The following is a 16343-nucleotide window of genomic DNA, read 5'->3' on the forward strand; positions in this document are numbered from 1 at the left end:
ATGCCCTACGAATACCAGACCGATGGCGCGGCCATTTACCTCCAGTCCTTTGCCACCATCCGATCCGAGGCTGACCTTTCGCGCTTTGATGCGGACGAAGAACAAGTCGCTGTGCGGATGATCCATGCCGCTGGCATGGTGGGGCTGGAACAGTTTTGCCATTTCTCGCCCGGTTTTGTGCCTGCGGCGCGGGCTGCCCTCGAAAACGGGGCACCGATCCTGTGCGATGCACGCATGGTGTCCGAAGGGATCACGCGACCCCGCCTTCCTGCCGATAACGCGGTGATCTGCACGCTGCATGACGAGGCGGTCCGCCCCTTGGCCGCGGAAATGGGCAACACCCGGTCTGCCGCTGCGCTGGAGTTGTGGCGGCCCCACCTTGGCGGGGCCGTAGTGGCCATTGGCAACGCGCCCACGGCTCTGTTTCACCTGCTCAACATGCTAGAAGATCCCGACTGCCCTCGCCCCGCGGCCATTATCGGTTGTCCAGTCGGCTTTGTCGGCGCAGTGGAATCCAAAGACGCGCTTTGGGCCGACCAGCCTGTACCTTGCTGCATCGTGCAAGGGCGCTTGGGTGGCAGTGCCATAACTGTGGCGGCCGTCAACGCCATCGCGAGCCGCAAGGAATGACTGTCGGCACCGTCTACGGCGTAGGCCTAGGCCCCGGCGATCCCGATTTGCTGAGTGTGCGTGCAGACCGGCTGGTCCGAGGCGCGCGCCACATCGCCTTTTTCCGCAAGGCAGGTCGACCCGGACAGGCACGCACGCTGGCCAATGACTTGCTGCCAGACGATGCCACTGAACACCCGATGGAATACCCGGTCACAACTGAAATCCCGCTCAGTGACCCCGCCTACAACGAAGTTCTCAGTGCGTTTTACACCGAATGCACCAAACGCCTACGTGCACTCACGGATGCGGGTGAAGATGTGGTGGTGTTGTGCGAAGGTGATCCGTTTTTTTATGGCTCGTTCATGCATCTTTACACCCGGCTGAAAGACGACGTGCCTACCCATGTCGTGCCCGCCATCACTGGCATGTCGGGCGCATGGACAGCGACAGGCGCGCCAATCACGTGGGGCGATGACATCCTGACGGTGCTGATGGGCACGCTGGACGAAGACACGCTGACCCGGAATATGGGCAATGCCGATGCGCTGGTGGTCATGAAGATCGGGCGCAACATCGACAAGGTGCGCCGCGCATTGCGCAACGCGGATCGATATGACGATGCATGGTTGATCGAATACGCCACGATGCCGAACCAGACGGTGCAAAAACTGGCCGAGGCCGAGGGCAAAGTGACTCCGTATTTCTCGATCATCGTGGTGCACGGACAAGGGCGCAGGCCATGACGGGCACTCTGGTGATTGCGGGGCTTGGACCGGGGGACGAGGCGCTTGTCACGCCCGAGGTAAGCGCCGCCCTTGCTCGCGCCACAGACATTGTTGGCTATATCCCATACGTGGCCCGCATCGCCGAGCGGCCCGGCCTTACTCTGCACCCTTCTGACAACCGGGTCGAACTCGACAGATCACGCCACGCGCTGGAGATGGCGGCGAATGGGCGCGATGTCGTGGTCGTGTCCTCTGGTGATCCCGGTGTGTTTGCTATGGCCGCCGCCGTGTTTGAGGCGTTGGAGGCAGGGCCCGCAGAGTGGCGCGCGCTCGACATCTCGGTCCTGCCCGGCATCACTGCGATGCTGGCCGCGTCAGCCCGTGCGGGTGCTCCATTGGGCCATGATTTCTGCGCCATTAACCTCAGCGACAACCTCAAACCGTGGAGTGTCATTGAAAATCGTCTGCGGCTGGCAGCTCAAGCCGATTTCGCCATGGCATTCTACAACCCACGTTCCAAGTCGCGGCCCGAGGGGTTTGTGCGCACGCTCGAGGTGCTTAAAGAAGCTTGCGGCGACAACCGCCCGGTGATCTTTGCGCGCAACGTCTCTCAGAGCGATGAACAGATCAAGGTGGTTCCCTTGCAGGACACAACGCCGGAGATGGCCGACATGCGCACCATGGTCATCGTCGGTTCCAGCCAGACTCGCATCATCGAAACTGGCCGCGCACCCATCGTCTACACCCCAAGGTCAGCACCGTGACCCAGCCACGCCATCACTTCGTCCACGCTGTAGGCTTCGGCGCGATCCGGAATCGCCGGGCGATCAATCATGATCACCGGCAGGCCAAGTTCGCGAGCCGCCTCAATCTTGGCATAGGCTCCGGTACCACCTGCGTTCTTGGAGACGATCAGGTCAATGCCGTACGCTTCCATCAAGGCGCGATCGTCGGCAGCCGTAAACGGCCCGCGCGACACAAGGACATGGTGGTCCGGAAAGGGTGGCGGGCTTTGCGGCGGGTCAACCAGCCGCAACAGGTAGAAGTGCTGCGGATTGGGGGCAAAGTCGTTCAGATGCATGCGCCCCACGGCCAGCATGATACGCGCAGCGGGGCGATCCAGCGCGGCCACAGCGCCTGCAATATCAGGGACATGTGTCCAGCTATCGCCGGTTTGTGCACCCCACGGCGCACGGGTCAGGGCAATCAGAGGAACACCCGCTTGGGCACAGGCCGTTTTGGCATTGCGGCTCATCTGCGCGGCAAACGGGTGTGTGGCGTCCACCACATGGGTGATCTGATGGGAGACGAGGTAGTCTCGCAAGCCCTCAACACCACCAAACCCGCCGATCCGCTGGGGCAGCGGTTGGCGCTTGGGCCGTTCCACCCGACCCGCAAAACTGACGGTGCCGCGCAGTCCGGCCTCGGCCACTGCGCCCCCAAGGGCTGTCGCTTCGGTCGTGCCCCCAAGGATCAGGAGGTTGCGCGTCATGTCTGATACCCCCTGGCTCACAATCATCGGAATGGGCGAGGACGGAGTTGCCGGGCTGAGCATGCGAAGTCAAGACGCGCTGGCACAGGCCGAAGTCGTGATGGCGCCGCCCCGACATCTTGAATTGTTAGGTGGCACCACAGCTCAGACCATCCCGTGGCCCGTGCCCTTCAGTGACGGCATTGACCACCTTGAAACCTTGCGTGGGCGGCGGGTCGTCGTGCTCGCATCGGGCGATCCGTTCTGGTTCGGGGCCGGATCAGTGATCGCGCAGCGATTTGGCGCGGGTGAGTGGGCGGCACATCCCGGCCCGTCCTGCTTTGCTCTTGCCGCGAGCCATCTGGGATGGGCCTTGGAACGGACGACATGCCTTGGTCTGCACGCAGCGCCTATGGCCCGTTTGCGGCAGAATCTGGCTCAGGGCACGCATGCTATCGTGACGCTCCGTGATGGCGATGCGGTGGGTACTCTGGCAAAATATCTTTGCGATCAGGGCTTTGGCGACAGCACAGTCATTGTGTTCGAACATTTGGGCGGGCCACAAGAACGGGTCACGAACCATGCGGCAACCACCCTTAATGGCACATTCAGCCATCCGGTCTGCGCCGCCATTGCGGTTGCGGGGTTGGGCAATGCTCTTACGCACGCTTCTGGACAATGCGACGACATCTTCCAAAATGACGGACAGATGACCAAACGCCCTATCCGTGCGATCACCCTGTCGACCCTCGCCCCCAAGCCACACGAGCACCTTTGGGACATCGGCGGCGGATCGGGATCTATCGCGCTCGAATGGTTGCTCGCCCATCCAAGCACCCGCGCCACCTGCATAGAACCCCGCGAGGACCGCGCCGCCAACATCGCCGCCAATGCGGATACGCTTGGGGTGTCACACCGTTTGACTCTGGTGACCGGATCGGCCCCCGAAGCCTTACCCGGGCTGGACACGCCCGATGCGGTCTTTGTTGGAGGTGGTCTGACAGCGGCGCTGCTGGATGACGTCATCGCCCTGCCCGCCCGCCTTGTCATCAATGCCGTCACACTGGAGGGCGAAGCGTGGCTGAGTGCCGCGCAGGCTGAGCGAGGCGGCGATCTGATGCGCATCGAAATCGCAAATGCCAAACCCTTGGGGCGCAAACGCGGATGGGTGTCCTCGTATCCCGTGGTGCAATGGAGCCTGAGCCGATGATTGTCGCGGGGTTTGGGTTCACGACGCGCGCGACGTCTGACAGCTTGCACAGCGCACTGCATGCTACGGGGTTCACCGGTGCGCTGACGAAAATCGCCAGCGCGTCGGATAAGGTGCAAACTGCCGCCTTCACCGATCTGGCGACAAACCTTAACGTTCCGGTCGCGGCAGTCTCTGCCGAGCAGATCGCGAATGTGCAAACGACCACCCAATCCACAACAAGCAAGAGCGCGCGCGATACAGGATCTGTCGCCGAAGCCGCAGCGCTTTCCGCCGCAGGCCCAGGCGCGCACCTGTTGGTCACCCGCCACATATCCGCTGATCGCATGGCCACCTGCGCCATCGCCAAAGGAGCCGACACATGACCGTCCATTTCATAGGCGCAGGCCCCGGTGCGCCTGATCTTCTGACGTTGCGGGGGCGCGACCTGATCGCCGCTGCACCCGTCTGCCTTTATGCAGGGTCGCTTGTCCCCGAAGCGATCCTTGGCCACTGCCCACCTGACGCGCGGGTGGTGAACACAGCCGCCATGGACCTTGATCAGATCATGGAAGAGATTAGTGCCGCCCATGCCAAAGGACACGACATTGCCCGGCTTCATTCCGGCGATTTGTCAGTCTGGTCAGCAATGGGCGAACAGTTGCGTCGCCTCAAGGCTGCGGACATTCCCTTTACCGTGACCCCCGGCGTGCCGTCCTTTGCCGCCGCCGCCGCCACCCTTGGGGCCGAGCTGACCTTGCCCGGAGTGGCCCAATCGGTGGTTCTGACGCGCACGCCGGGACGGGCCTCTAGCATGCCTGCGGGCGAAAGCCTCACCAACTTCGCCGCCACAGGCGCGACACTTGCCATTCACCTGTCCATTGGCAATCTCACCCAAGTGATCACCGACCTCACCCCCGCCTATGGCGCGGACTGTCCTGTTGCGGTGGTTTACCGCGCAAGCTGGCCAGACCAGCAGGTGATTCACGCCACACTCGCAACCCTGCAGGACGCCATGGATGCGGGCATCTCGCGCACTGCGCTTATCCTTGTCGGCCGCGCCATCGGGGCCGAGCAGTTCGACGAAAGCTGCCTTTACGCCCCGGATTACGACCGCCGGTATCGCCCGCAAACCGCGGACAGCCCTTGGGCAAGCTGGAGCCACGGAGATGACTAACCCCCCCGGACTGATGATCTCGGCCCCCGCCTCGGGCACCGGGAAAACCACTGTGATGCTGGGACTATTGCGCGCGCTGCGCGACGACGGGCTGGTTGTGCAGCCCTACAAATCGGGGCCCGACTACATCGATCCGGCCTTTCATCTGGCCGCCGCCGGTCGACCGTCGTTCAACTTTGACACCTGGGCGATGGACGCAGACCTATTGGGTGGGATCAGCGGGCAGCAGGATGGCGCAGACATCTGCGTGGCCGAAGGATCCATGGGTTTGTTTGATGGGGTCGCAACGCGCGGCCAATCCGGATTCGGGTCCAGCGCAGAGACGGCGCTGGCCATGGGCTGGCCTGTGGTCCTTGTGATCGACGTCAGCGGGCAAGCGCAATCGGCTGCGGCCACAGCGCTTGGGTTCAGGATGTACAATCCCGATCTGCCCTTCGCGGGCGTGATCCTGAACCGGGTTGCCAGCCCCCGGCACGAGCGGCTGACGCGTGTCGGCATGGAACAGGCAGGGATCACCGTTCTGGGCTCACTCCCACGGCGAGGCGATCTGAAACTGCCCGAACGGCATCTGGGTCTGATTCAGGCTGTAGAACACCCCGATCTTGAGGCGGCCATTGCGGGATACGCCGAATTCTTGCGGGAAAATGTTGATCTTGAGGCGATACGCGCCGCCGCCAAGGCTGGGCAAGCGGCGCCTGTGCACCCTTTGCCATTGCCGCCCGCCCAGCGGATCGCGCTGGCTCGAGATGCCGCGTTCTCTTTCACCTACCCCCATTTGCTGACAGGATGGCGTGCTGCGGGGGCGGAAATCCTGCCCTTCTCTCCACTGGCCGATCAAGCCCCGGACCCAACGGCCGATCTGGTCTGGCTGCCCGGAGGATACCCTGAGTTGCACGCAGGAACTTTGGCCTCAGCGGCGACCTTCAAAGCTGGATTGCGCAAACATGCCAAAACCAAGCCCGTGCACGGAGAATGCGGAGGGTACATGGCCCTCGGCGAGATCCTGATCGACAAAGAGGGCGCACGCCACGAAATGGCCGGGTTGCTGGGGTTGGTGACGTCATACGAAAAGCGGAAGTTCAACCTTGGCTATCGCCGCGCTGTGTTGGAGCGGGCGATGCCGGGCTTTGACACTGGAACCGCCTTGCGCGGTCACGAGTTCCACTATTCCTCGATCATCGAACAGCCTGACGCGGCACTTGCGGCGGTCTTTGATGCAGACGGCAACCCCGTGACGCAAACCGGTTCGCACAAAGGCAATGTGACGGGCACCTTCTTTCACCTGATTACGGGCGAGGCGACATGAGTGGTTTTGTCAGCTTTGTAGGCTCAGGCCCCGGCGATCCCGAGTTGCTGACGCTCAAGGCCGTAGATCGGTTAAAGCGTGCCGATGCAGTGCTGTTTGACGATCTTAGTGCCGGGCCGATCCTGACCCATGCCCGTGGCGGAGCGGACCTTGTGGGCGTCGGCAAACGGGCTGGGCGCCCGTCACCCAAGCAGAACCACGTGAGCCAACTCTTGGTGGACTATGCCGAAACCGGGCAACGGATTGTGCGGTTGAAATCAGGAGATGGCGGAACGTTTGGGCGGCTGGAAGAGGAAATTGACGCGCTGAAGGCCGCAGGTATCGCGTATGAAATCATCCCCGGTGTCCCCTCGGCCTGCGCGGCAGCGGCAGCGGCGGGCATTCCGCTGACCCGGCGGCTGACCGCACGGCGGGTACAGTTCGTCACAGGCCACGATGTGCGCGGTGCCTTGCCGGACGATCTGAACCTCGCGGCTCTTGCCGATGCGCAGGCGACAACCGTGGTCTTCATGGGCCAACGTACGTTCCCTGCCTTTGCTCAAATGTTGATGGATGCGGGCCTGCCTGCTGATACCCCTACTCTCCTGGCCGAAGGAGTGAGTACACCCGCACAGGCCCTTCACCGGATGAGTGTTGCGGACCTTTCCCTCAAACTGAGCCAAGGGGTTAGCGACGCGCCCGCTTTGATCCTTTACGGAGCGTTGGCGGATGGGTGACGAAGTCCCGCTTCATCTCGCACAATGATCCATGGCGGAAGCGCGCAGCGCCATGCCAAAGCCCCCGTAAAAGAATGAACCAAGCACGGCGTGGCAAATCCATACTTCCAAATGCCGCATCCAGACTTGCCCACCTTGGGAATCAATGTAAACGTGAGGTGACGATGGTGGCCCCGAAAGGGGTCTGAAAAGGGAACCGGGTGTAAATCCCGGACTGCCCCCGCAACTGTGACCGGTGAGCGGCCCGGCGAGCACCACTGACGCAACATGCGTCGGGAAGGTCCGGCCCCGCAGCGACCCGGCAGTCAGGAGACCTGCCATCGCCAAAACGAAACGCGCCGGAACACCGGCCATGAATGCTGCCGGGGTGGTGGCGAGGAGACAAAAAGATGCATATCGAACCGGGTGTCGTGGACGGCGCAAAAATGGTGCTGGCCTACGGGACTGCAGCTGCAGCAGCGGGCTACACATTGAAACTTGCGGCAGACGACTTGAAGTCCCATGCCCTTCCGTCACTTGTGGTGCGCACTGTACTGGCCACCGTCGGCGTTTTCATCTTCTTCGAAATCCTGCCCCATTTTGCCGTGGGCATATCCGAAGTTCACTTTATCCTCGGCACCACGCTGTTCCTGCTGCTCGGCCCCGCCGCTGCAGCCCTTGGGCTTGCGGCTGGCCTGTTGATCCAAGGGACTGTTTTCGCGCCTTCGGACATGCCGATGTTCTTTGTGAACGTCACCACGCTTCTGTTCCCGCTCTTTGCCATTCACGCACTGGCCAAACCGATTGTGCCGGATGCCACAGCCTACGTCGATCTGAGCTATGCCCAAGTCCTTAAAATGTCAGCCATTTATCAGGGTGGTGTTGTGGCATGGGTCGCCTTCTGGGCGATCTACGGTCAGGGCGTTGGCGCCGAAAACATGCAGTCCGTGCTGACATTCGGAGCAGCGTACATGCTGGTTATCCTGATCGAACCACTGGCTGACCTCGCCGTTCTGGGCGCCGCAAAGACCATCCGGGACCGCAAGACCGGCCCGTTGTTCACGCAACGCCTGTTCAACGCGGCCTGAACGCGCACCTGAAACGAACCAAAGGGCTGCGCCATCCGCGCGGCCCTTTTTCGTGAGTGAGAACCATGATCGAGCTACACCTGATTGGCATCGGCACCGGCAACCCGGATCACCTGACGGGTGAGGCACGTCGCGCCATTGCACAGGCTGATTTGTTTCTGGTGCCTCACAAACCCGGCAAATCCGATCTTGCCGATCTGCGCACCAGCATCATCGACAGCGTGCGCAATGACGCCGTGGTTGCCCTGTTTGATATGCCGGTCCGCGATGACACGCTGCCATATCTGACCCGTGTGGATGCGTGGCACGACGAGATCGCGCAGGTCTGGGCCAACACAATGGCGGCCCACCCTGACGCCAAGCGCGTTGCCCTGCTGGTGTGGGGTGACCCATCTCTTTATGACAGCACTCTGCGCATCGCCGCCCGGCTCGATCCCGCACCAAAGCTGCATGTGGTGGCCGGGATCACATCTGTTCAAGCGCTCACTGCGGCACACGCCATCCCTCTCAATACGCTCAACGCGCCCATCACGATCTCGACCGGCAGACGCCTACGCAATCATGGCTGGCCAGAGGACTGCGAAACACTGATCGTAATGTTGGACGGCGATTGCACGTTTCAGACTTTGGACGGCACATCCTTTGACATTTGGTGGGGCGCGTACCTTGGCATGCCAGAACAAATCCTTGCCCACGGACGGCTTGGCGAAGTCAGTGCGCAGATCATCGCCCAACGGGCAGAGGCGCGCGCCGCCCATGGCTGGATCATGGACACCTATCTGCTCCGCCGACGCGCCTAAAAATTAGGCAGGTCGCCAAGCCACTGGTCGCACTGGGAACGTGGGGCTGGCCCTATGGCGCACAGAATGCTCTTATCTCGGCATCTGCTGACGGACTGACCCTTGAATGACTGCTCTCATGCCCTTGCCCACCCAACTGCCTGCGCAACCGCGGGCCATTGGGTCAGTGCGGCTGTCGACCAAAACACATGCGGGCCATTCGGTGCTGGATGGTCTTTATCAAAAAGGGGCGGCCAAGGCCGTCTTTCCGCGCGCAAATGTCGGCCTCACAGCCGTACTTCTGAACACATCCGGAGGCGTCACGGGCGGTGATCGGTTTTGCTACGAAGCCGAGGCTGGCCCGGGCACTCACCTGACCCTCACCACCCAAGCCTGCGAACGCGCTTATCGCGCACAGGATGGGGAAACCGGGCGGGTCAGCACCACCTTGCGCGTCGCGGATGGAGCAAGCCTTTGGTGGCTTCCGCAGGAAACACTTGTCTTTGACGGTTGCGCGCTGGAACGGCGGCTTGCGTGCGATATCGCAGGGACAGGCCGAGGCTTGATCGTCGAGCCGATTTGCCTGGGCCGCCTTGCGATGGGCGAAGCGCAGGTGCACGGCCATATCTCGGACCGGATCAGCATCACGCGCGACAGTGCGCCACTTGTCGAAGATGCCTGGTGCCTGAGCGGTGATATCACAGCGCAAATGGCGCAAAGCGCAACAGGTGGTGGGGCGGCGGCAATGGTCTCTCTTACATACATTGCACCCGACGCCGAAGCACGGCTGGCCGCGGTTCGCGCCCATTTGCCAAAAACCGGCGGGGCAAGCCTACTGGCTGATGATGTGCTTGTGCTCCGTCTTCTCGCGCCATCGGGATACGCCCTGCGCGCCTCTCTTCTGCCTATTCTGGACCAACTGACGGGCGGTGAAATGCCGCTCTGCTGGAGACTATAAGACATGCAACTCACCCCGCGTGAAAAAGACAAACTGCTGATATCCATGGCCGCCGAAGTGGCGCGCAAGCGCCTTGCGCGCGGCGTGAAGCTTAACCACCCGGAGGCGATTGCACTGATCACCGACGCCGTGGTTGAGGGCGCGCGCGACGGCCATTCGGTCGCGCATATGATGGAAGCGGGCGCGCAGGTCATAACCCGCGATCAATGCATGGCAGGCGTGCCCGAGATGATCCACGACGTGCAGGTCGAAGCCACCTTTCCCGACGGGACCAAGCTTGTCACCGTCCACAACCCCATTCGCTAAAAGGATGCGCTCATGATCCCCGGAGAAATCATCCCCGCAGCAGGCAGTATTGAGCTCAATAGCAGCTCGGAGGCAATAACAGTGCATGTTGCCAACACCGGCGACCGACCTGTGCAAGTCGGATCGCACTATCATTTTGGAGAGGCCAACGCCGCGCTGGACTTCGATCGTGATGCCGCACGTGGTATGCGTTTGGACATTGCCGCCGGAACGGCGGTGCGGTTCGAGCCGGGACAGGAACGGGACGTACAGTTGATCCCACTAGGCGGAGGACGAAAAGTATACGGGTTCAATCAACAAGTAATGGGCGATCTTTGAGCAGGGCAAACTTTTTGAAAGGAATAGATGATGTGTGACGTATGTGTGATGAACGCGGTCAAGGACCGGATGCTGTCGCGACGCGACTTCTTCAAAACCACTGCCGCCGTCGGTGCCGCAGCCACAGTTGGTATGGCCGCAGCCCCCGCTGCAATGGCTGCCGGACACGGCGGCGTGGTCGACATGACCCACAAGCTCAGCCCAGACTTTCCTACGTTCTTCGGAGTGCCTGGCATCTCGATGGAACAGCAGTTCAACTTTGCCGAACATGGGTTCAACTTGATGAACCTGACGATCAACGAGCACACGGCCACCCATATTGATGCACCCCTGCACTTTTCGGCGGACGGGACATCGGTTGATGAAATCCCTGTGTCGGACCTCGTCATTCCTTTGTGTGTGATCGACATCGCAGCCAAGGCGGCAGAGAACCCGGATGCGCAAGTGACACCGGATGACCTGAAGGCGTGGATCGCCGCCAATGGCGATATCCCGGACAAAGCCTGCATTGCGATGCATTCAGGCTGGGCGGCAAAATCGGGCGATGCGGCGGCCTATGTGGGCAACGACGCAGATAACGTCAAACACTTCCCCGGCTTCCACATCGAAGCGACGCAAATGCTGCTAGAGGAGACCACCGCCGCGGCAATGGCCGTCGACACCCTATCGCTGGATCATGGTCCCTCTCCCGATTTCGTGACGCACTACGCTTGGTTGCCAGCGGGTCGCTACGGGATTGAGAACCTTGCTGGCTTGGAGAATGTGCCAGCCGCAGGGGCCACGCTGGTTGTGGGCGCGCCCACACATCCCGGCGGCACCGGCGGTCCTGCGCGTATCTTTGCGATGGTGTGATGTTGGCGAACTTAAAAATGATTGAGGTGATCCAAAATTGACACCGGAAACTCCAATCCCAAAAGCACGCCCACAAGACGGGTGGGCGTGCGGCCATCCACTGCGGGTCAGTATCTGCGTCGAGGGCTCCTTTTGTCCAAGTCCTCGACCCCGCTTCGCATCAAGTCCAAACGGCTGAAAGTGCACGCGCATTTTGAAGTCAAAAATCTCTCAAAACCGAGCGTTTTTAATCGCGTAACATCAAGGATTTAGAATGCCCACATCCATCTCCCGCCGCGACTATGCTGCCATGTTCGGCCCCACTGCGGGCGACAAAGTGCGCCTTGCGGACACCGACCTGATCATTGAGGTCGAACGCGATCTCACGGCCGAAGGTGCTGGCGCAGCTTCGACCGGGGGCAGCGGCGACAACGCCATGCTCTATGGTGAAGAGGTCAAGTTTGGAGGCGGCAAAGTCATCCGTGACGGTATGGGGCAATCCCAAGTCACCCGCGCCGACGGCGCAGTTGACACCGTCATCACCAACGCGCTGATCGTGGACCATACTGGCGTCTTCAAGGCCGATGTTGGCCTCAAGGACGGGCGCATCGCAGGTATCGGCAAGGCAGGAAACCCGGACACTCAGCCGGGCGTGAACATCATCATCGGCCCCGGCACCGAGGCCATCGCGGGCGAAGGCAAGATCCTGACCGCAGGCGGGTTTGATTCACATATTCACTTCATCTGTCCTCAGCAGATCGAGGATGCCTTGCATTCCGGCCTCACCACCATGCTCGGCGGCGGCACGGGCCCCGCACACGGCACGCTGGCAACGACCGTGACCCCCGGCCCCTGGCATTTGGGGCGCATGTTGCAGGCGGCGGATGCGTTCCCGATGAACCTCGCCTTTGCAGGCAAGGGCAATGCGTCCCTCCCTGCTGCGTTGGAAGAACAGATCAAAGGCGGCGCGTGCTCGCTGAAACTGCACGAAGACTGGGGCACCACCCCTGCGGCGATTGACTGCTGCCTGTCTGTCGCTGACGCCATGGACGTGCAGGTTATGATCCACACCGACACGCTGAACGAAAGCGGCTTTGTCGAAAATACAGTCGCAGCAATGAAGGGCCGCACCATTCACGCCTTTCACACCGAAGGTGCAGGTGGTGGGCACGCGCCCGACATTATCAAAATTTGTGGTGAAAAGCATGTACTCCCTTCTTCCACCAACCCCACACGCCCCTTCACCGTGAACACGCTCGAAGAACACCTCGACATGCTGATGGTCTGTCACCACCTCGACAAATCGATCCCCGAGGACGTGGCCTTTGCCGAAAGCCGGATCCGGCGCGAGACCATTGCCGCCGAAGACATCCTGCACGACATGGGCGCGTTCTCGATCATAGCGTCGGACAGTCAAGCCATGGGTCGCGTGGGCGAGGTACTTATCCGCACGTGGCAAACGGCGGACAAGATGAAGAAACAGCGCGGACGCCTGTCTAAAGAAACCGGAGAGAACGATAATTTCCGCGTGCGCCGTTATATCGCCAAGTACACGATCAACCCCGCGATTGCGCATGGAATCAGCCACGAGATTGGGTCCATCGAAGTCGGAAAGCGGGCCGATCTGTGCCTGTGGAATACAGCGTTCTTTGGGGTGAAGCCTGAGATGGTGCTGCTTGGCGGCACCATCGCCTGCGCGCAGATGGGCGACCCCAACGCATCTATCCCAACGCCGCAACCGGTCTACACCCGGCCCATGTTTGGCGCCTATGGGCGCAGCGTAGAACGCTCGGCGGTAACGTTTGTCTCGGCTGCGGCCCAAGCCGAAGGTATTGGGGCAAGCTTGGGTTTGCACAAGGACACAGTCGCGGTGCAGAACACCCGCCAGATCGGCAAGAAAGACCTCAAGCTGAACGATGCCACGCCACATGTCGAGGTGCATCCGGAGACATACGAAGTGCGCGCGGACGGTGAATTGCTGACTTGTGAGCCCGCCGAAGTGCTGCCAATGGCGCAGCGGTATTTCTTGTTCTAGGCCCCCGCGTGACGCCCAAACCAAGCAGCTCCCGACCGCCCTCGGGGCGGGGGCTACACAAATACACGCGGCCGGGGACCGCCCTTTGAACAGAATGACAATGTTGACCGCCCAAACCTACCACGCGCACATCCACGATGCGCCCATTGACCACGTAGAACTCACCTACGAGGACCGCTTTTTGCGGCGTAAGGTGCTGACATTGTCCTCCGGTGCCCAACTTCTTGTGGACTTGCCCCACACGACATCTCTGGGTCATGGCGGTGCCTTGATCACCACGGATGGGGGCGAAGTCCGTATCGATGCGGCACCTGAACCGCTGCTCGAAGTGACCGGAGAGGCCCTCCACCGCATCGCGTGGCACATCGGCAACCGCCACACCCCCTGCCAGATCGAAGCCACCCGCCTGCTGATCCAACGCGATCACGTGATGGCCGATATGCTGAGCAAGATCGGGGCCACAACGCGCGATGTCGTTGAACCTTTCACCCCGGAAGGTGGCGCTTATGGGCATGGCCGCACGCACGGGCACGATCACAGTCATTCGCACACATGAGTGATCCCGCCCTCACCCTGATGCAGTGGCTGTCCCCCGCCTTTCCGGTCGGAGCATTCGCCTATAGCCATGGGCTGGAACAGGCCGTTGCGGACGGGCAGGTCACAGATGATGCCAGCTTGCAGGACTGGATTGCGGTTCTGATCACAGAAGGATCAGGCAAGGCAGATGCGGTGCTGTTGTCGGCGGCCTATCAATCAGACACACCAGAACAAATCGACGCCACCGCTCGCGCCTTTGCAGCCAGTGCCGAACGATTGAAGGAGAGCGATTTGCAAGGGGCGGCATTCTGCGACACCGCACGGGCGGTCTGGAATATCCCTATCAGTGGGTTCACCTATCCCGTCGCGGTCGGTGCGGCGGCCCGCGCTAAGGATGTGCCGCTGGCCCAGACGCTCCCGCTCTATCTGCACGCCTTTGCATCCAACCTTGTCGCCGCCGCGCAACGGCTCATGCCACTGGGCCAAACGGCAGGACAAAAAGTACTGGCAAATCTCGCCCCGATCATTGCGGCCACAGCCAGCAACGCACAGAAGGCGTCGGTTGACGATCTGTCGGCCACCAGCTTTGCCGCCGACATCGCCGCGATGCGCCATGAAACGCTGACACATAGGATCTTTCGCACATGACCCAACTCAATGGCCCCCTGCGGATCGGAATCGGCGGTCCCGTGGGCGCAGGCAAAACGACGCTCACGGCTGCGCTGGCAACCGCGCTCAAGGGACAGCACTCCATCGGAGTGATCACCAACGACATCTACACGCAGGAAGACGCCGAGGAACTGATGCGGCGCCAAATTCTGCCGCAAGACCGGATCATCGGTGTGGAAACCGGGGGCTGTCCGCATACAGCGATCCGCGAAGATGCCTCGATCAACCTGGCGGCTGTGGCTCAGATGCAGGCGCGTCACCCAGACGTCGAAGCCATCCTGATCGAAAGCGGCGGTGACAACCTGAGTGCAACATTCTCACCAGAACTGGCAGACATCACACTTTATGTGATCGATGTTGCCGCTGGCGAAGAAATCCCCCGCAAGGGTGGGCCTGCGATCACGCGATCCGATTTGCTGATCATCAACAAAACAGACCTTGCACCCCATGTGGGTGCCTCGCTTGAGGTGATGGAGCGGGATGCCACGCGGATGCGGGCCGGGCGCCCCTTTGTCTTTTCCGCTCTCAGACATGGACAAGGGGTGGACGAAATCATCACTCAAATCCGCGCCCTCTCCGGTCTGGGCATGACCACCGCCTGAAAAACGCAAAAAACGGCCGGAGTGTGTTGCCACAACCACTCCGACCGTTTCGCACCAAAGGTTACTCGTTACATGCCTGCGGCTGTGGCGATCAGCCGACGACGACCTTGAAGCGTTTGAATGTCTTGAACAGGCTCTCGATGGTTTCGGTATTCAGAAAGCTGCCGGGCGCCGCGCTCTTCTGCAGAAGCTTGAAAATCGCCTTTGCGGTTGTTTTGTCTCCGGACATCCACGAATTGACCATGTCTTCGATACGATTGCGCACTTTCGCATCCGGCTTTTCAAACCCGCACAATTTCAGCTTTGTGATATCAACCTTGAAGGCTCCCGTTACGGTCAGACCCTTCTTGGTTTTAACCGCGTCAATGAACTCGGCAGGTGAGGCAGTCAGTTTGCCGCTACGGATCGCCACCTTGGCGCAGGCGACGGCACCGCTTTTGTCGCCCTTGATCATGCACACCATGACTCCGCGCAAGGCGGACATGTCGCTCACGTTCAGGCGGATAGAGATGTCATCAGCACTGCCAAACTTCTTTTCTGCAGCCGCGAGCAAGCGTGTTGTGTGATGGCTTTTGAAGGCCGGACAGCTTTTGACATCAAAGAAATCGGACATGATTTCCTGCTCGATAAAGTTTCGGCAGTTCGCCTCGACGAGGTCCGCAATGCCTTGCCAAAGGCGCGGTTCGTGGTCGTTGCTTTGGATCAGGTCTGTCGCCATTGCTTTGATGTGGTTGGGCAGATCGATACGATTGGATGCGTTGGGAGCAATGTAGTCCGTGTAGACGACCGCCCGCTTGGGTGGATTGATCAGAAACTTGATCCGGTTTTTGACCTCATTTGATGTGTAGGTCTGCAGCATCATGCGGCTCAGCTCACGGTTCGCCAAAAGCTCGGCTACGGTCGAAGGGTAGGTCAATCCGTCAATTTTCTGGGGCATCTTTTTATCTCCATGTTCAGGGCGCGGTGTGCGCTGGGGTTACGGAAAGAAAACACGGAGGCCCCACGGATTATTCATTTTCAGTTTCAATTTTTTCTCAGCTGCTGG

The 16343-nt window shown here is 60.8% G+C and carries 20 protein-coding genes and 1 riboswitch; of the genes, 18 read left to right on the forward strand and 2 right to left on the reverse strand.

Features of this window, described 5'->3' with window-relative positions; translation table 11 throughout:
* The 3 genes from DHN60_RS01270 to cobJ are packed head-to-tail and all read left to right on the forward strand — an operon-like array spanning position 1 to position 2101.
* Positions 1-630: a precorrin-8X methylmutase gene (locus DHN60_RS01270; RefSeq protein ID WP_108835445.1), complete on the forward strand. Its 630-nt coding sequence runs from the start codon at positions 1-3 to the stop codon at positions 628-630.
* On the forward strand, positions 627-1355 hold the full coding sequence (locus tag DHN60_RS01275; protein WP_108835446.1) for a precorrin-2 C(20)-methyltransferase: 729 nt from the start codon (positions 627-629) through the stop codon (positions 1353-1355). Before DHN60_RS01270 ends, DHN60_RS01275 begins: the two co-directional genes overlap by 4 nt.
* On the forward strand, positions 1352-2101 hold the full coding sequence (gene cobJ / locus DHN60_RS01280; protein ID WP_108835447.1) for a precorrin-3B C(17)-methyltransferase: 750 nt from the start codon (positions 1352-1354) through the stop codon (positions 2099-2101). The genes DHN60_RS01275 and cobJ overlap by 4 nt, the downstream gene beginning before the upstream one ends.
* On the opposite strand, the gene DHN60_RS01285 is transcribed toward cobJ, so the two are convergent.
* Positions 2077-2829: a cobalt-precorrin-6A reductase gene (locus DHN60_RS01285; RefSeq protein ID WP_108835448.1), complete on the reverse strand. Its 753-nt coding sequence runs from the start codon at positions 2827-2829 to the stop codon at positions 2077-2079. The two genes, cobJ and DHN60_RS01285, sit on opposite strands and share 25 nt — an antisense overlap.
* Between DHN60_RS01285 and cbiE the strand changes: the two genes are divergently transcribed.
* The 15 genes from cbiE to ureG all read left to right on the forward strand — a co-directional run bounded on the left by cbiE (position 2828) and on the right by ureG (position 15298).
* Complete coding sequence (cbiE, locus tag DHN60_RS01290) at positions 2828-4018, forward strand: precorrin-6y C5,15-methyltransferase (decarboxylating) subunit CbiE (protein WP_108835449.1); 1191 nt, start codon at positions 2828-2830, stop codon at positions 4016-4018. The genes DHN60_RS01285 and cbiE overlap by 2 nt on opposite strands.
* On the forward strand, positions 3973-4383 hold the full coding sequence (locus DHN60_RS01295; RefSeq protein ID WP_234423480.1) for a cobalamin biosynthesis protein: 411 nt from the start codon (positions 3973-3975) through the stop codon (positions 4381-4383). Before cbiE ends, DHN60_RS01295 begins: the two co-directional genes overlap by 46 nt.
* Positions 4380-5174: a precorrin-4 C(11)-methyltransferase gene (gene cobM / locus DHN60_RS01300; protein ID WP_108835451.1), complete on the forward strand. Its 795-nt coding sequence runs from the start codon at positions 4380-4382 to the stop codon at positions 5172-5174. The genes DHN60_RS01295 and cobM overlap by 4 nt, the downstream gene beginning before the upstream one ends.
* Positions 5167-6480 (forward strand): cobyrinate a,c-diamide synthase, encoded by a 1314-nt coding sequence (locus tag DHN60_RS01305; protein ID WP_108835452.1) that lies wholly within the window; start codon positions 5167-5169, stop codon positions 6478-6480. Before cobM ends, DHN60_RS01305 begins: the two co-directional genes overlap by 8 nt.
* Positions 6477-7196 (forward strand): uroporphyrinogen-III C-methyltransferase, encoded by a 720-nt coding sequence (gene cobA / locus DHN60_RS01310; RefSeq protein ID WP_108835453.1) that lies wholly within the window; start codon positions 6477-6479, stop codon positions 7194-7196. Before DHN60_RS01305 ends, cobA begins: the two co-directional genes overlap by 4 nt.
* 148 nt (positions 7197-7344) lie before the next feature.
* Positions 7345-7533: riboswitch (cobalamin riboswitch) on the forward strand.
* Between the two features lie 52 nt (positions 7534-7585).
* Entirely contained in the window at positions 7586-8263 is a 678-nt protein-coding gene (locus tag DHN60_RS01315) for an energy-coupling factor ABC transporter permease (RefSeq protein WP_108835887.1), read from the forward strand.
* A gap of 65 nt (positions 8264-8328) precedes the next feature.
* Entirely contained in the window at positions 8329-9063 is a 735-nt protein-coding gene (gene cobF / locus DHN60_RS01320) for a precorrin-6A synthase (deacetylating) (protein WP_108835454.1), read from the forward strand.
* 118 nt (positions 9064-9181) lie between these two features.
* On the forward strand, positions 9182-10000 hold the full coding sequence (locus DHN60_RS01325) for an urease accessory protein UreD (protein ID WP_108835455.1): 819 nt from the start codon (positions 9182-9184) through the stop codon (positions 9998-10000).
* A 3-nt stretch (positions 10001-10003) separates the two neighbouring features.
* A complete protein-coding gene (locus tag DHN60_RS01330; RefSeq protein WP_108835456.1) occupies positions 10004-10306 on the forward strand; it encodes an urease subunit gamma in 303 nt (100 codons plus the stop codon).
* A gap of 12 nt (positions 10307-10318) precedes the next feature.
* A complete protein-coding gene (locus tag DHN60_RS01335) occupies positions 10319-10624 on the forward strand; it encodes an urease subunit beta (RefSeq protein ID WP_108835457.1) in 306 nt (101 codons plus the stop codon).
* A 30-nt stretch (positions 10625-10654) separates the two neighbouring features.
* Positions 10655-11476, forward strand: coding sequence for a cyclase family protein (locus DHN60_RS01340; protein ID WP_108835888.1), 822 nt, complete (start codon positions 10655-10657; stop codon positions 11474-11476).
* A 253-nt stretch (positions 11477-11729) separates the two neighbouring features.
* A complete protein-coding gene (gene ureC / locus DHN60_RS01345; protein ID WP_108835458.1) occupies positions 11730-13490 on the forward strand; it encodes an urease subunit alpha in 1761 nt (586 codons plus the stop codon).
* 100 nt (positions 13491-13590) lie between these two features.
* On the forward strand, positions 13591-14046 hold the full coding sequence (locus DHN60_RS01350) for an urease accessory protein UreE (protein WP_108835459.1): 456 nt from the start codon (positions 13591-13593) through the stop codon (positions 14044-14046).
* Positions 14043-14675, forward strand: coding sequence for an urease accessory protein UreF (locus DHN60_RS01355; protein ID WP_108835460.1), 633 nt, complete (start codon positions 14043-14045; stop codon positions 14673-14675). The genes DHN60_RS01350 and DHN60_RS01355 overlap by 4 nt, the downstream gene beginning before the upstream one ends.
* Positions 14672-15298, forward strand: a complete 627-nt coding sequence (ureG, locus tag DHN60_RS01360) for an urease accessory protein UreG (protein WP_108835461.1) — start codon at positions 14672-14674, stop codon at positions 15296-15298. Before DHN60_RS01355 ends, ureG begins: the two co-directional genes overlap by 4 nt.
* Positions 15299-15389: 91 nt before the next feature.
* Here ureG and DHN60_RS01365 read toward each other — a convergent pair whose 3' ends face one another.
* The gene (locus DHN60_RS01365) at positions 15390-16235 is read right to left on the reverse strand and encodes a hypothetical protein (RefSeq protein ID WP_108835462.1); all 846 of its coding nucleotides are present in this window, start codon (positions 16233-16235) and stop codon (positions 15390-15392) included.
* Positions 16236-16343: the final 108 nt, after the last annotated feature.

The organism is Tateyamaria sp. Alg231-49, from assembly GCF_900143535.1.
Classification (GTDB): Bacteria; Pseudomonadota; Alphaproteobacteria; order Rhodobacterales; family Rhodobacteraceae; genus Tateyamaria.

What these genes read in the sequence shown, in the direction of transcription:
- DHN60_RS01270 (WP_108835445.1), top strand. Translation starts at nt 1, where the DNA reads ATGCCCTACGAATACCAGACCGATGGCGCGGCCATTTACCTCCAGTCC.
- DHN60_RS01275 (WP_108835446.1), top strand. Translation starts at nt 627, where the DNA reads ATGACTGTCGGCACCGTCTACGGCGTAGGCCTAGGCCCCGGCGATCCC.
- cobJ (WP_108835447.1), top strand. Translation starts at nt 1,352, where the DNA reads ATGACGGGCACTCTGGTGATTGCGGGGCTTGGACCGGGGGACGAGGCG.
- cbiE (WP_108835449.1), top strand. Translation starts at nt 2,828, where the DNA reads ATGTCTGATACCCCCTGGCTCACAATCATCGGAATGGGCGAGGACGGA.
- DHN60_RS01285 (WP_108835448.1), bottom strand. Translation starts at nt 2,829, where the DNA reads ATGACGCGCAACCTCCTGATCCTTGGGGGCACGACCGAAGCGACAGCC.
- DHN60_RS01295 (WP_234423480.1), top strand. Translation starts at nt 3,973, where the DNA reads ATGGGTGTCCTCGTATCCCGTGGTGCAATGGAGCCTGAGCCGATGATT.
- cobM (WP_108835451.1), top strand. Translation starts at nt 4,380, where the DNA reads ATGACCGTCCATTTCATAGGCGCAGGCCCCGGTGCGCCTGATCTTCTG.
- DHN60_RS01305 (WP_108835452.1), top strand. Translation starts at nt 5,167, where the DNA reads ATGACTAACCCCCCCGGACTGATGATCTCGGCCCCCGCCTCGGGCACC.
- cobA (WP_108835453.1), top strand. Translation starts at nt 6,477, where the DNA reads ATGAGTGGTTTTGTCAGCTTTGTAGGCTCAGGCCCCGGCGATCCCGAG.
- DHN60_RS01315 (WP_108835887.1), top strand. Translation starts at nt 7,586, where the DNA reads ATGCATATCGAACCGGGTGTCGTGGACGGCGCAAAAATGGTGCTGGCC.
- cobF (WP_108835454.1), top strand. Translation starts at nt 8,329, where the DNA reads ATGATCGAGCTACACCTGATTGGCATCGGCACCGGCAACCCGGATCAC.
- DHN60_RS01325 (WP_108835455.1), top strand. Translation starts at nt 9,182, where the DNA reads ATGCCCTTGCCCACCCAACTGCCTGCGCAACCGCGGGCCATTGGGTCA.
- DHN60_RS01330 (WP_108835456.1), top strand. Translation starts at nt 10,004, where the DNA reads ATGCAACTCACCCCGCGTGAAAAAGACAAACTGCTGATATCCATGGCC.
- DHN60_RS01335 (WP_108835457.1), top strand. Translation starts at nt 10,319, where the DNA reads ATGATCCCCGGAGAAATCATCCCCGCAGCAGGCAGTATTGAGCTCAAT.
- DHN60_RS01340 (WP_108835888.1), top strand. Translation starts at nt 10,655, where the DNA reads ATGTGTGACGTATGTGTGATGAACGCGGTCAAGGACCGGATGCTGTCG.
- ureC (WP_108835458.1), top strand. Translation starts at nt 11,730, where the DNA reads ATGCCCACATCCATCTCCCGCCGCGACTATGCTGCCATGTTCGGCCCC.
- DHN60_RS01350 (WP_108835459.1), top strand. Translation starts at nt 13,591, where the DNA reads ATGTTGACCGCCCAAACCTACCACGCGCACATCCACGATGCGCCCATT.
- DHN60_RS01355 (WP_108835460.1), top strand. Translation starts at nt 14,043, where the DNA reads ATGAGTGATCCCGCCCTCACCCTGATGCAGTGGCTGTCCCCCGCCTTT.
- ureG (WP_108835461.1), top strand. Translation starts at nt 14,672, where the DNA reads ATGACCCAACTCAATGGCCCCCTGCGGATCGGAATCGGCGGTCCCGTG.
- DHN60_RS01365 (WP_108835462.1), bottom strand. Translation starts at nt 16,235, where the DNA reads ATGCCCCAGAAAATTGACGGATTGACCTACCCTTCGACCGTAGCCGAG.